Origin of the sequence: Streptomyces sp. CA-278952 (assembly GCF_028747205.1) — a bacterium.
Taxonomy (GTDB): Bacteria; Actinomycetota; Actinomycetes; order Streptomycetales; family Streptomycetaceae; genus Streptomyces.
Genome location: NZ_CP112880.1, coordinates 5841925 through 5856620, shown reverse-complemented (window position 1 = coordinate 5856620; position 14696 = coordinate 5841925). Strand labels below are relative to the sequence as shown.

General features: G+C 74.9%; 2 protein-coding genes (1 of these 2 running past the window's edge). Both read right to left on the bottom strand.

Going from position 1 to position 14696, the window contains the following annotated elements:
• A protein-coding gene (locus tag N7925_RS26150; RefSeq protein WP_274345333.1) for a lonely Cys domain-containing protein crosses the window boundary here: on the bottom strand, positions 1–14330 show its 5' portion. 21550 nt of this gene lie to the left of the window's left edge; 14330 of the gene's 35880 nt are visible here — the first part of the coding sequence; it begins with the start codon at positions 14328–14330; the stop codon falls past the left edge of the window.
• Positions 14331–14696, bottom strand: coding sequence for a hypothetical protein (locus tag N7925_RS26145; RefSeq protein ID WP_265601862.1), 366 nt, complete (start codon positions 14694–14696; stop codon positions 14331–14333).

Here is a 14696-nt window from a genome sequence, read left to right as displayed (position 1 = left end):
CGGTGGATGCCGGAGCTGTCGTACGGCGGCCCGTCGGGCCAGGCGCCGAAGCCGCCCGCCAGCACCTTGTCGTGGTACGCCTCGGTGATGAGCCGGCGCTGTCCGTCGGTGAGGCCGTGGCGGTGGAGGGCGTGCGCGAACTCGTGGGTCGCGGCGGAGTAGCCGTCGGCGTACAGCCCCGAGCCGGGTACGGCGGTGGTGTCGCCCAGGAGGTTCTCCTCGCCGACGGCGACCAGCCCGCCGGCCTCCACTCCGCGCAGGATGTCGAAGGGGCGCGCGTTCTCGTCCGTCTCGCCCCGCAGGGTGCTGAACGGGTCGAGGGCGGTCGTCGCGGCGTCCTTGGGGACCACGATCAGCCGCGCGCCCTCGTTCAGCATGCGTTCGGCCACGGCGGGCGAGCGCAGCATCCGGGCCACCTGTGCCCGCGCCTCGATGCCGGAGGAGACGGGGAGGTCCACGCCGGGCGGCACGTCGACCATCAGGAGGGCGGCGGTACGGGCGAACTCCTCGGCGGCCAAGGCCCGGCGCAGCCCGGCACTGAGCGCCCGGTCGGCGGCCAGGGCCTCCCGGTCGGCGGACGACAGCGACAGCAGCCGGGAGGTGCGCTCGTCCTCGGTCATCGCGGCCAGCCGCGCGGCCAGTTCGGTGCGTTCGGCCACGGGCAGGTCGGGGCGCGGTACGGGCGTCGGCGTCGCGGCGGGCGTCGGGGCCGTGGCTGTGGCTGTGGTCTCCGGCGGCGGGGCGGGCAGGGGCTGTCCGCGCAGCCGCCCGGCCCGGGTCGGGCGGGCGGGCGCCGAGGAGACGGTGCTGCGCAGGGACGGGCCGTCGCCGAGCCCCTCGGCGCGGCGGCCGGTCTCCAGCGCGTCGGTGAGGGCGGGGAGGTCGTCCCACGCCTGGGTGTGGCGGCGCGACTGCTCGCTCAACTCGTCGCGCACTGCGACCAGTTCGGTCTCGATGCCGTCGGCCTGGTCCCGGATCGCGTCGCGGGCCCCGGTCGCCCGCCGCAGCCCGGCCTCCGCCTGCCGCAGGACACGAGCGGCCTCGGCCACGCCCGCCTGGGCGCGCCGGAGGTTCCCGGCGAGCGTGGTCTCCCGGGCGAGGGCCCGCTCCAGTCCGGTCCGCAGTTCCCGCGCCGTCTCGCGGGCGGTCTCCGCCGTGTCGAGGTCCTCCTCGCGCCGCTGGTGCAAGGCCCGGCCCTGATCCCGGAGCGCATCGGCCTGTTCGGCCGCCGCTTCCAGGGCGTCCTGCCCGTCCGGGGACGCCGGATCGGCGCCCGGGGCGGCGGCGACCAGCTCTTCGAGCCGGGCCACCTCGGCACGTGCCCGCTGCCACCGGGCGTGGAGCCGGCGCTCCTCGTCGGCGGTGTGGTCGTAGCGGGTTCGTGCCTCGCGGGCCTCGGTGTCGAACCGGGTGATCTCCGCCCGCCCCTCGGTGATCCGGCCCCGCAGCGTGGTGAGTTCCGTCGTCACGGTCGCGGCGGTGCGGCGGGCGGCCGTGTGGGCGCGGTCGGCGTCCCGGTGAGCGGTGGTGGCGGTGTCCAGCGTTCGGTCGGCGGCGTCCAGCGCGGTGAGCGCTCCGGGCTGCCGCCGGGTCAGCCGCCCCTCGCGGTACCGGGCCGCCGCCTCGGCCCGTACGGCGCCGAGGTGGACGCCGATGGTGTCCGCCACGTTCTGCCATGCCTCGTCGGTGGCCGCGGTGGTGTCGGTGAGCGAGCCGTCGGCGGCGAAGGGCCAGTTCCGGAGCCCCTGGCCGGTGCGGATGACCAGCTCGACCGGCTTCCCGGTCCGGGCAGCCGTCAGGGAGCCGACGAACAGGGCGCGGGCCAGTCGGGTGCCGTCCGGGTCGGAGCCGAGCGCGAGCCACAGCTCCGCCGACGCGTCCTGCTCGTCGAGGGCGTCCGCCAGCACGTCCGGCAGGTCGGTGACCGGGTGCTGGGCCCAGTCGCGCAGGTCGTCCGCGTCCTGGTCGGCGAGGATCGCGGGCAGGTCGTAGATCCGCGGGCCCGGTCGCGCCGGGGTGACGCCGAAGCCGAGGACGTCGCGTTCCCAGAGCCGGGTGGTGGAGCTGCCGGTGACGTACCGGACGCCGTCGGGGCCGTTGACCTCGATGACGGTGTCGACCAGGGTCTCGTAGGTGCGGGGGATGCGCCGGTCCGCCGGATCGCTGGTCGCCCCGGTCCGCAGCCGGCTGAAGGAGAAGGCGGAGGCGTTGCCCCCCGACGAGAGGGCGTGGGGCTGCTGCGCCGCCAGGGGGAAGGTCACCCCGAGCACCTGGCGGCTGCCGTTGGCCAGGCTGTAGGAGCCCTGCTGGTTGAGGACGAAGGAACCGGCGGCGGACGAGGCCACCGCCGCCGTGCGGTTCTGCCGGCGGACCCGGTCGATGGCGACGTCGCCCGCCTCCGTGACCGGTCGCGGGTTGTGCAGGGATATGCGCAGGGACGGTGCGGTGCCGGGGCTCTCGACCGGCCAACTGCCGGGCATCACGCCGGTCAGGCCCGCCGCCGTGCGGGAGGGGTCGAGGCTGATCTCGCCGGCCTGGATCAGCTCGCCGAGCCGCGCGGCGACGGCCTCCGCCGAGGCGTTCGCGGGCAGGCCCCACGCGGCGGCCATGCGCGGGTCGACGTCGTGCAGCGCCTGCATCAGCTGCGGGGCGGCGTTGTAGTCGTACACCGGCGTCGGGCCGGTGGTCTCCAGCCGGACCCCCCGTGGGAAGGGGGTGGTCCCCTGGGCCGCGGCGTCGGCCGCCGTGAGCAGCAGCGGGTCGCCGCCGAGCAGCGCGGGCCGGCGGGGCCCCTCGTGCTGCTTGGGCTGGTCGGCCTCGGAGGCGACGAACCGCAGGGCCGTCGCCGCCGGTACGGAGACCCGGCTGACCGGGCGGCCGCGCAGCAGGCGCCCGATCCAGCCGGTGACCCGCTGCGCCACGTCCCCGTCCAGGCCGGACAGGTTGAGCAGGCCGGCCTGGAAGAGGGCACCGGGAATGTTGGCCGGCCACTGCCACACGACCTGGGAGCGGACGGAGGCGGTGTAGCGGTAGTCGACGGCGAAGTCGGCGACGCTGCCCGACCGCGTCCAGAAGCGGTCCTCCGTCGCCACTTCGGAGCGGGCCGTACGGGCGCGGGTCTCGGCCACCGCCAGGGACGGCCCCGCGCGGTCCGTCCACCCGGTCGCGCCGGGGCGCGGGTAGCGGGAGACCGGGTTGACCGTGCCCTGGCGGGCGGTGGTGGTCCCCGAAGTGGTCACCCTGGACTGCGGGGTGTGGGTGTCGACGTGTTCCAGGCCGGTGCCCGCGGGCGCCCTGCGCCCTCGCAGGCCGCGCAGGGCGGGCGTCTGGAGCATCGGTTCGGCGGTCAGGGTCACTTCGACCAGGCGCGCCCCGCCGAAGGCGACGTGGAGGAAGTGGAAGCGCACCTGCCCGCCGGGGCCCCGTCCGGGCAGGGCGCGCAGCGCGGCGGGCTCGGTGACCCGGGCGACCTCGGTCGCCACGCCCGACAGGTAGGAGGCGTGGGCGGGGCGGACGACGCCCGGCGCCTCGTTCTCCACCAGGGCGGTCAGCTCCTGGCGCATCCGGTCGCGGCGCTCGTGGCGGTTGGTCGTGTCGTCGAGCTGGGTGACCGACAGGACGGTCGCCTTGCCCAACTGGCGGGTCCGGGCGTACCGGTCGGGCAGCGGAACGTCGAGCGGGTTCAGCGTCGGGGCGGGTATGCCGGGCATGCCCTGGAACCAGGCCGCCAGTTGGGCCACGGCCTGGGCGGGGGCCAGGTAGGTGACGGCGCGCGGCACATCGATGGCGACCGTGACCGGGGCAAAGGCTCCCAGGCCGACGGTGTTCCCCGCGATGTTGCGCACCCCCCGGCGGACGGTCAGCAGCAGCGTCAGGTCGTTGCCGATCCACAGCGTGTCGCCGCTGTGCTCCGTGGCGTGGGTGATCTTCGTGCCGGACCCCACGGTGGCGGTGCCGTCGGTGCGGCGGGACTGGGAGTAGCGACCGCCCGGGTTGGCCTGGTGGATCAGCAGCTCGGGCGGGGTCGGGGCCGCCTGCAACGCCGTGAACTGGAGGTTCCCCTGGTGGGTGACGCCGACGCCGCGCTGCCGGCCGGCGGTGTCGCCGCTCAGGACGTCCTGCTCCGAGTAGAGCGATTCGGAGCCCAGGTTGCGGGGGTTGGAGAGGTAGCCGGTGACCTCCAGCATCATCACCTGGTCGGCCGCCATGCCGGGCAGCGTCAGCCCTTCCACCACGTAGACGCCGCCCAGGATCTGCGGGGCCCTGGAGATGAGCTGGCCGGGCCTGATCGCGTCCTGGCGGGTCTCGGCCGCCAGGGTGCCACGATCGTTCAGGGAGGCGCCCGCCACGGCGACGGAAGTCCACTTGTAGGTCGCCGCCGCACCGTCCGTGGACGTCTTGGCCGCCCAGACCACCGGTGCGGCGGCCCAGTTGACAGCCGAGCCGGCCCGGTTGACGGCGCCGGACAGGCTCGCCGGGAGCGCCTCCTTCACCGCGGAGCCCCGCCGGGCGGTCTCCGTGGCCAGCCCGGACAGCGTCGCGGAGGCGCGCTGGACGGCGCGCCCGACACGGCCCCGGCCCGGACTGCCCGGGTAGGTGCCCGCGACAATCTGCCGCAGGGCCGTCATCAGCGCGGTGGTGCCCCGGAAGGTGTCGACGATGGCGCCTTCCGGGAGCCTGGTCAGGCCGGGCAGCGGACGGCCGCGGTCGTCGACGAGGGCGAGGCGCCGCTGGTCGTCCGTCGGCCCGCCGTCGGTGACGGGCTGCCGGATCACCTGTGCCGGGCGGGGCGCGGGGGCCGGGGCGGGTGCGGGGACGCGGGTGCGGTAGTGCGGCACCAGCAGTCGGACGCTCCCCGCAACGGTGTGTGCGGCGGGGGCCTGGAGCTGCATCTCCAGGTCGTCCGCCGCCTCGGGCTCCGCCTCGGCCCGCACCGGGTTCCCGTCGGCGTCGGTTTCGGCGAACCGGACGAGCGGGTCCTCGTCGGTGCCCTCGTACAGGTCGAGGCCGAGCCTGGCGGGCACCTCGAACAGTTCGCTGCCGTTCCGGGTGGTCATCGTGAACTGGTCGTAGCCGACCTGGCGGGCGGTGGAGGAGGCGTCCGTGAGCTGTCGGGTGCCGAGGTAGTCCGGGGCCGTGTTCAGCCCCCAGGAGCCGCGGGCGACGGGGGCGTTGAGACCGCCGCCGCCTCCGAGGGCGCCGCTCAGCGCCGTGCCCCGCTGGCGGGCGCCGCCGGACTCGTACGAGCTGGAGCCGACGTGCAGCACGTCGGGCAGCCGGCGGGTGTGGACGGCGGGGCGCGAGGTGTCCCGCGCGGCGGAGAAGACCAGCTGCACCCGGCGGGTGCCCGAGACCGCGTTCGGCCGCTCGAACCAGACCGACTGCCCGCCGTCCACGGCGTCGGGCGCCGACGAGGCGAGACCGAAGGTCGATCGCATCTGCCGCAGCCGTCGCAGGTTCTCCAACTGAGCCACGACGAGCGGCTCGTCCAGCCGGAACGCCGCAGCCCTGTTCCGGGGCCGGACGGGCGGCAGGAACCCCTCCCCGCGCAGCCATGCCTCGGCGGCGGTGAACAGCGGGTCCGCTCCGTCCACCTTCAGCGGCGTCTCCGTGTACCCGATGCTCTCCAGCTTCTCCAGGTGCTCGGGGAGGTCGCGCCGTTCCTCGGGGGTCGGGCGGTGGCCCGCCATCGTGGCGCGCTGGGCGATGCGCAGCCGCAGGCCGTCCGGCCACGGCCCGAAGGTGGAGCTGACCCGGCCGCCGCCGGCCCGGTGCAGCGTCGCGGTGTAGGCGACCCGGCCGCTGGTCAGCAGGTGGCTGCTCTTGGTGCGGAGCCCGTGCATGAGCGTGGCGCTGCTGACGTTGCTGAGCTGGTCGGTCAGCTGCCAGTTGACGGCGGCCTTGCCCATGAGGTTGCCGCCGAAGGACGAGGCGGCAGCGGGGTGGCCGGGGGTGTGGTCGGTGGTGAACGCCGGTCCGCCGGCCGCCTCGACGCCCATACCGCTGGTCAGCTTGGCCGACTTGTCCACGCTGGAGGCGTGCGAGAACCAGGTCTCCAGCGTGGACTTGCCGTCGGCGCTCTTGCGCATCGGCCGTCCCGGTTCGATCACCGCGGTCAGTTCCAGGACGCCGACCGCGTTGCCGTCGTCGTCCAGGAGGGTCGGCGAGAACACCCCGCCGTCGCGCTGGAGGTGCGGGGTGCCCTGGAGCATCCGCTGCGAGAGGAAGTCCTCCAGCGCCCGTTCCGAGTCCTCGTCGAGGTCCCGCAGCACCGCGAACGTGTCGTCCTGGAGCAGTTCGGTCAGCAGGCGGCGCGGTTCGGCGACGCTGTCGCCGCCCCACAGCGGCAGGTCGTCGACGTCGCCTGGCTCCGGCAGCGCGGTGGTGTCGTCGCCGTCGAAGGCGAGGTGCTCGTGGAACCAGATCGTGAGGGCGCCGTGCGACTGCTCGGGCTGCCAGTTGTCGGTCTCGCCCTCGCGGGGGGTGTCGAGCTGGATCTGCCACCGCCCGTCGACGTCCATCGGGTGCGCGGGCTCCTCGGCCTGCTGCTTGCTCGTGACCAGGAAGGTCTCGCCGACGGTGACGGACTGGGTGAGCTGGTTGTGCGTCGCGGACACGTTGACGGTGCTGTCCCACCAGCGGAGCGCCCCGGCGCGGTCGTCCGGGAAGATCCCGCTCCACGGCACCGAGCCGGTGCGGATGTTGCCCGCGCCCTCCACGTGCGAGGAGGACTGCCCGCCGCCCGCCCTGGCCTCGACCCCCATGTCCGGGAGGGTCGGCGGGCGCAGGCCGGTGTCGCCGCCGTACTTCGTGGACCGTACGGGGTCGGCGTAGGAGAGGCGTACGTCCACCGTCCGGTTGCGGCCGCCGTGCCGGAGCGCGATCCGGTGTCCCTGGCGGCTGCGCAGGTACGGGCGGTTCAGCTCGATCTCCTCGGCGCTCAGCACGTCCTGGAGCTGGATCAGCAGCCGCTGTCCGTCCGCGTCCTCCGGGTCGGCGCCGAGGGCCTCGACGATGCTCCGGTGCAGTCCGTCCAGGACGGTGGCGGGGGTCGGCTCGTGGAGGACGAGGCCGACGTGCCCGTCGTGGCGCCGGCCGTGGTCGCGTACGTACGGCGAGAGCGCGGCGGGCGCGACGGCGGTGGACGGGGTCGCCACCGCCGTGGAGGACTCGGTCCCGGGCGCCCGCCCGGTGAACGTGTGGAGGGAGCCCTGCTGGGCGGAGACGCCGGGCAGGGCGGCGGGCCGCCGGGTCTGCCAGTGGTCCGGCCGCGTGGTCGTCCCCTCCGTCAGGACGATCACGTTCCGACCGCTCGACGGGTGCGGGACGGGGGCGCTGGGCAGCTCGGACAACAGCGTCGTCCGGGCCGTTCCCGCACGCCCGCCGATGTGCTGCGCGAGCCCGCCGGGGTTGGCGTGGGCGCCGACCACGAGCAGCGGGGCGCGCAGGGCGATCTGCTGGTGGACCCGGTCGTGGCGGAGCAGGGCGGCGATCTCGCTGCCCGGCACCCAGCGGCTGGAGCCGTCGGGCCAGGGCATGGAGACATGGCCGTTCGTGCTGTCCGCGTGGACCACGTACGCCTTCGCGGCCGATCCCGGCGGGGCGTCGGGCCACGGTGCCGGGTACGGGGTGGCGCCGTCCAGGCCGCCGTCGGGCGAGACGAGGTACCCGTCGGTCGCGATGTCCCCGATGACGGGCCGGCGGGTCCAGTCGCGGCCGGTAGGCACGCCGTCGGCCGTCAGCCGGGTGCTGTCGTCGAGGGCGCCGTGCCGTACGAGGTCCCAGGCGGCGAGGTCCGCCGGGTCGGCGGGGTCGAACCCGGAGACGGTCGCGCCGGCCATCAGCCACAGCAGCCGGTCGCCCGCCTCGTCCGCCGTCAGGTCGGCGGAGGCGGGAAGGTGCAGCGCCTTCTTCGCCAGGGCCACGGGGTCGGTCACCGACCGCAGGTACTCGGCGGCCCTGACCGCACCCCACACCAGCCGGCTCTGGTCCGGACGCGACACCGCGGCCGCGTCCGGCAGCCGCAGCACGTCGGCGGCGAGCGCGGCCAGATCCCGCCCGGCCAGGCGCTTCAGCGCCCAGTCCAGCGACGGCAGGGGCGTGTACTGGTGCAGCGTCAGCCGCCCGGCGGCGGCCTCCTCCTTCTTCCCGGCGGCGTCGAGCAGGACCCGCCGGACGTCGTCCCGGGACGGCGGGTCGTTGCTGGTGCGCCGGTGGCGCGCGTGCGTGACCAGGTGCAGGTGGTGGAGGGTGAACGGCCCCATGACGCGCAGATGCGGATCGGCCCGGCGCATGTTCTCCAGGGCCCCGATGCCACTCAGCAGCGCCCCGAACTGCCCGTCCGATGCCACGTCGGCGCCGAACGACCGCCGCAGGGCCTTCACCAGCCTCAGCGTGGTGTCGAGGACGTCGGCGGGGACCGGCCCGTTCCCGGTGTGCAGCCCCGCCGTCCGGGCCAGGGGGGCCAGGTCGGCCGGGCCCGGTTCGGGAAGCAGCAGGCGGCGCGCGCCCTGCTCGCCCGAGGGGCTCGCCAGCGCACCGGCCTTCGGGGTCGCCGCGCGCATCAGCACATGGACGCGGTCCACCGCCATGACCCCGGCGCCGCTGCCGTTGGCCACGCCCTGCGCGTACGAGGTGGCGCCGAGGACGTCGAACACGTACGGGGGCTCCCCCGCGTCCGACAGATAGGGCAGGTCCTCGGCCGTGGCGTCGGCCCAGCACGACCCGAGGTCGATGACGGCGTTCGGGCCGAGCTTCCTCATGCTCGGCCGGCGGCGGATGAACCGGCCGCTCTCCACTCCGTCCACCTGGACCGGTGGGCGGCCGTCGGCCACCTCCATCACCCCGCGCAGCGGCATGCCGTGCTGCGCGAAGTGGTAGACCGGCCGCCCGTTCTCCAGGAGCGCGGCCGGTTCGCCGATCGCCCCCTCCGACACCGGGTCGAACTGGACGAACTCGGTGATCTCCGCCAGGGCTTCGAGCATGGGCTCGTTCGTGACCAGGTCCGGGTCGGACATGGTGACGCGGCCGAAGGACCGGCCGCCGTCGCCGATGGTCCGCGTCTTGATGGCGGCGTCGGGGAGGATCGTGCCGTCCAGTGTGGTCACGAAGCCTGTCCCGGCCACTCCGTCGGGACCGAGGTCGTCGGCGTCGCTGCTGAACCACCCGCCCAGGGGGCGGCCTTCGGACCGCCGGTTCTCGACGACGATCCGCTCGACGCCGGTGGTGGGGTCGGTGACCAGACCGACCTGACCGCTGTGCGCCCAGACGCCGTCGCGGCCCGTCCGGAACGCCAGGGTGCGGGGCAGGACCAGGCCCTGGTCGCCGCCGTGGGCGAGCACCAGGACGACGGGTGTGCCCGCCGGAAGTCCGGCGATCCCGGGGTCATGGGCCACCAGCTCCACGAACTCCTGCCAGGGAACGCGGATGTGCCCCTGTCCCCGGGGGAGCACGACGTGGTCGTGTCCACCGTCGGCCACCACCACGTACGCGCCGGTGCCGGCGTCCCACAGCGGTTCGAGCGGCCCCTGGAACTGGTTCTCGCGGCGCTGCCACACCTGGGTGGTGTCCACCGGCCCCAGGGACCGCCCGGTGAGGTTCAGCCCCTGGTAGGACCCGTTCGCCGCCGTGATGTGGCGCCCGTGGTCCAGCGCCCCACCGGCCGCCAGGTGGTAGGCGCCGAGCGCGTCGACGCTCGACGACCACCCGGCGGCCATCGCGTCCCCCACCGTGACGAGGAGCTGGGCCCTCTGCTCGGCCGAGACCTCGGCGTCGGCGGGCAAATGCAGCACGCGCCGGGTCAGGGCGTCGATGTCCGGGGCGCTGCCGGGCTCCTCCCGCAGCGTCAGCCGCTCCAGTTCGGCGGCGGCGGACGCCTGCGCCGACGCGGGCGCACCGCCCGGCAGCCGTGTGGGGAGGCCCAGTTCACGCCGTACACGGGCGGCCGTCTCCGTACCCGACACCGCGTCCGCACCGTGCGCGGCGAGGTGCTGGGCGACCTGCCGCACGGCGTCGAGGTAGTCCCCGCGCGCGTGGCGGGAGTCGGCGAGCACGGGGTGCAGCTCCAACGGCAGCACCAGCGACGTCGCCCGCCGCCACGCCTCGGCCGGGTCGGTGCCGGCCGGCACGCCGGCGGCCCGCAACGTGTCGAGCGCGAAGTCCTCGTAGGCGGCGTGCCAGGTACGGCGGGAGGCGCGGGCCGCGATGCCGTCGAGCGCCTCGGACCAGGGGCCGGGCCGGTTCATCAGCAGGCGCACCCGCTGGACCGGGTCGGTGATCCCGCTGTCCTCGAAGCGCACGGAGCCGTCGAGGGCGGCCTGGAGCGCGGGGCTCCGGTCCGACGTGACACCGGCGGCGGCCAGCTCGTCCGCGGTGATGAGGTCGCCGGGCGCCGGGCCCGGCGGATCGGCGGGCAGGTCCTCGGCGGTGACCAGGGCGGCCGTGAGCCGCCGTTCGACGTCCGTACGGTGCACGCGCGGCACGATCGACGCGACCGCGGCGTCGTGGGCGGCGTCCGCCCCGAGGTCGCGCAGCCGGTCCAGGGCCGCGTCGAGCCGCCGCTGCGCCCGGTCCACGTCCTGCCACGCGTCGTACAGCCGCGCCGTGTCGTCGGAGCCGCCCCGGCCGCCGGTCACCCGCTCGTCGAGCGTGCCGACGGTGCGGACGGCCCGGTCGAAGGCGGCCACGGCGTCGCCGTGCTCCCGGCGGGCCGCGTCGACGGCCTCGTCGACCGCCGCGGTGCCGGGGAAGTCCAGTGGGACCGGGTCGTCGGCGGGCGCGGTCTCCTGGTCCGTGCTCCGGCCCTTGCCCTTGCCCGCTCCCGCAGTGGGCCCCGGGCCGTCGCCCCGGCCCTCGGTGGTGAGGGGGACGGCGGCGGGCGGGGCATCCTCGGCGCCCTGCCCGATGGCTTCCTGTCCGGTGACCGGCCGGGCGTCGGCGGCCGTGGCAGGGGCGGACGCGGGCGCGGTGGTCTCCGACGGTGTGCTGCTCCCCGTCGGCGCGGAGGACGTGGTGCGGAAGGGGACGGCCGCCGCGACCGAGGGCTCGGGCTCCGCGGCGCCGGGTGCGGGCGTCCGCAGGGCCTGCGCCGGGTCGTCGATGCCGCTCGCGGGCCGGGTGCCCCGCGCGGTGAGCGGGTGGTCGACGACGGCGGCGCTCGTGACGACGGATTCGACCGCCTCCAGGAAATGCCGCGGAACGGCGGGACCGGGCGTCAGCGCGTCCGCGTCGCCCTGCCGCACCAGGCGGCGCAGCAGCGCCTCGGCCGCCGGGCCCCGGTCCGGTACGCCCGCGTAGCCCAGCAGGTACTGGAGTACCGCGGCGTCGTCGCGGGTCCGCCGCTCCGCCGCTTCGTCCGGCGAGGCGGCCGCGTCGGTGCTGTTGAGCCGCCAGTTGAGGTGGTCCGACCCCTCCGGCCGCGCGGTGCGGCTCAGCTCGACGGCCTCGGGGTGGTCGGGCGCGGCCGTGAGCGTGAGGTCGATGTGGAGCTGGTCACCCGATGCCGGGAGCAGGAGGCCGTGGTTCAGGTGGGTGTCCAGGAGCGTGCGCATCCGCTCCTGGAAGGTGTCGAGTGCGGCCTGGGGGAACCCCTCCCCCGCACGGACCGGCAGGTGGAGCGAGACGTTGCTCAGCCAACGGCCGTCGTCGGCCTGGATCCGCTGGACCCAGGCCCGTACGGGGGTCTCCGGGCCGTCGAGGGGCGTCGGGTCGGACGGGATGGGGCCGGGGTCGGACGGCGGGTCGGTGCGTACGGCGGCGGCGGGCGCGTCGGTCCGCCCCGCCCGCCACTGCTCGGGCCGCACGGGATCGGCCACCGGCACGGCGGGCTCGGGCGCCGGGCCGGCGGGGAGGTCCGTCCCGGTCTCGGCTCCGAGCTCACGGGGGACGTCGCCCGTGCGGTCGTCGGTGGCACCGTCGACCGGCAGGTCCGAGGAGGTGCGTACGGGCTCCGGCGCGGCCGGGGCGCTCTCGGGCCCGGTCGTGCTCCGTCCGGCTCCGGGCACGTGAGCGGTGCCGTCCGTGCCGGTGCCACGGAGCTGCGGGGCGGCCGGGCTCTCCATGCCGCCGGCCGGGTCCTGCCGGCCCTCCGGATCCGCCAGGTCCGTGTCCTGCTCGCCCTCGCCCGGCAGGTCGCCTGCGTCGCCAGGCTCGGCCGGGCCGTTCTGGGACGGTTGCTGGGAGGCGTTGCCCGTAACGGAGGTGCCCTGCTGTGTGCCCTGGTTTCCGGCTGCGGGCGCCGGGGTGTTTCCGGCTGCGGGCGCCGGGGTGTTCGGTCCCGCCGAGGTGGCGACGGGGGCGGGAGGGGCCAGGGCGTCGGCGTCCGCGTCGGCCGGGTTCGGGACGCCGTCGGTCTGCTGGTGCGCGGTGTCGTCGAGTCCCGGCTGTCCGCCGGTGCTCCGGCCGCCCATGCCGCGTCCGGGGGTCTCCTGCCCGGTCTCGTCCTGCCGTTGGTCCCGTGCGCCGTCCGCGTCCGCCGAGACGTCGTCGGGAAGGTTCGCGCTGTCCGTGCCGCTCGAACCGCCGATCGTGCTCGCGCCCGGCGCGGTGGACGAACCCTTCGGCCCGCTGAGGTTGTCGGGGAGGTCGTTCGTCGCCTCCGACGCGTCCGGAGACGTACCGGGCAGGAGGCCGGGTGTCAGGTCCGGCGTGAGGTCGGGTGTCAGCTCCGGCGTGGTGTCCGGGGTCAGGTCGTACGAGGTGAGGTCGGTGGTCGCCCCGGGCCCGGAGGTGCGCCCCGGCGTCGGCGGGGCCGTCAGCGGCGCGGTGTCGAGCAGGGACGAGGACGGCAGCGTGGCGGGCGTGGACGACGAGGTGGGCGGCAGCGACGAGGTGGGCGGCAGCAGCTGGGGCAGAGGCGACCCGCTCGTACCGGTGACGCCGTTCGAGCCGGTGAGGCCGTTGGACCCGGTGACGCCGTCAGGACCGACCACACTGTTCGGACCGACGACGCTGCCGGGGCCGAAGACGCTGTTCGGGCCGGTGACACCGTTCGTACCGCCGGTGTCGCGGGGGGTGAAGTCGGTGGGGCGGGTCAGCGCGTCGGGTCCCGCCTTCGGCAGGGGGTTCACGCCGGCCGGGGGCGACACGGCCGGCGGCGGCGTGTACGCGGGAGGCGGCAGGACGCCGATCCCGCTGCCCGGCCCGTTCGGCAGGTCGGCCGAGACCGTGTTGGGGAAGGGGGTCGCGGGGCCGGGGGTGAACGGGTTGGTCTTCACCACCGAGGGGCCCTTGACGTCCGGGCCGCTCGCCGGGCCGCCGGGCTTCTCCGTCCCCGACGGTCCTCCGTCGCCGCCGCCCAGGATGCTGTCGGGGCCCGGCAGGTCGTTGATGTCGGTGAACCGGTCGTTGTTGAAGTAGTTGTCGTAGAGGGAGAAGGCGCCCGCGCCGATGGCCAGCCCCGCACCCGCGTCGAACACGGTGCTGGTGCCGGAGCCGACGAACGTCTCCCACTTGAACTCCCACTTGTCGTAGAAGGCCCCGTTGATGATGACTTCGGCGGTGCTCTCGGCGGTGGCTCCGACGACGAAGACGGTGACCACGGTGGGAGGACCGTTCACCAGTCCCCTGAACAGCAGACTGTTCGGGTCGATCTTGAACTTGTTGAAGATGTCCCCGAGGAGGTCCTTGAAGTAGTTCTCGATGGGCTTCAGGAACTTGTCGAAGATCTCCATGAAGCCGGCGGTGAGCGCGCCGAAGGCGCCGGCGACGGCGACGTCCTTCCAGTCCACTCCCCCGGGCTTTCGGCCTCCCGGGTTCAGCGCGATCTGCGCCAGCCGGACGGTCAGCGTCTGGATGGCCTCCTGGATGGCCATGCCCAGGGTCGGCGCGATGTGCGACATCCGCAGCAGGCGGTCGATGATGATGAGGATCGCGAGCTTGCTCCGGGCCCGCGCCAGGAACATCTGCGAGACCGACGCGCCGCCGGTGAACGCGATCAGGGCCGCCAGGATCGCCAGTTCGGCGATCAGCATGATGATCTCGGCGATGATCTCCCACTTGGACGCCTGGATCTTCTGCGAGTAGTCCACCTGGCCGTTGGCCAGTTCGTCGAGCTGGAGCAGCAACGCCTGGACGGGGTCGGTGCCGTTGGCGGCGTCGGTGAGCATCCGCACACTGTCGATGTACGGACGCGCCACCTCCGGCGGCAGCGCCGCCTCCACCATCTGGATCGTCTCGCGCGAGGCCGCGCGGAGATCGATCAGGCCCTTCTGGAGGGCCAGGTAGAGCTCACGACTTTCCCACGCCAGATTCTCCCTGGCCTGCAGGGGCATCTCGCCCAGCAGGATCCAGAGCATCGTCCGGACGTCCGGCGGAAAGTCGATCTCCTCCACTTAGTGCCGGCCGCCCTCGGAGGAGTCGCCCGGCCCGTCCAGGCTGGACATCTGCCGGTCGATCTCGTCTCGCGCGTAGGTCGAAACCCCTTCGATGTGCTGGCCGTTGGCCCAGACCGCCTGGCCCAGTGCCGTGAACGCGCTGCCGACGGCCCTGATCAGGTCCAGGCACGCCTGGTTGTTGGCGTCGTACTTGGGCAGCACTTCGAGGGCGAAGTCGTCGCTGTAGCCGGCCCAGCCACGGTAGCTCTGGATGTCGGAGATGAAGTTGTCACCGATCTTGGCCGCCTGCGCGGGCAGTTGCTCCATCATGTCGCTGGCCCGGCGCAGTTCGCCGGGGTTCGCGGTGAACTTTCCTACCGCCAT

What these genes read in the sequence shown, in the direction of transcription:
- N7925_RS26145 (WP_265601862.1), bottom strand. Translation starts at nt 14,696, where the DNA reads ATGGCGGTAGGAAAGTTCACCGCGAACCCCGGCGAACTGCGCCGGGCC.